The organism is Paenibacillus xylanexedens, assembly GCF_007676705.1.
In the GTDB taxonomy this organism is placed as follows: Bacteria; Bacillota; Bacilli; order Paenibacillales; family Paenibacillaceae; genus Paenibacillus; species Paenibacillus xylanexedens_C.
The window spans coordinates 1-230 of record NZ_VEBF01000745.1; the positions used below are offsets into that span (position 1 = coordinate 1).

The following is a 230-nucleotide window of genomic DNA, read 5'->3' on the forward strand; positions in this document are numbered from 1 at the left end:
AGGCCTGGCTATTGGGATTATTTTGATTTTCAGGAAGTTGAATGCGGTCTATTGTTTATTTGTGGGTGGGATTGTAGGGGGTTTAATTGGTGGAGGGAAGGTGGAAGAGAGGGTAAATATAGTGGTGGATGGGAGAGAAAGTGTGATGGGAAGGGTAGTTGGGGTAGTGGGAGGGGGGGTGGTTGGAGGTGTGATGATGGAATGGGGAGGAGGGGAGAGGATAGGGGAAG

1 pseudogene is annotated in these 230 nt (G+C 50.0%); it reads left to right on the forward strand.

Annotated elements, in window-relative coordinates:
• Positions 1-230 (forward strand): annotated as a pseudogene (locus tag FS628_RS32425) (GntP family permease); the annotation flags it as partial.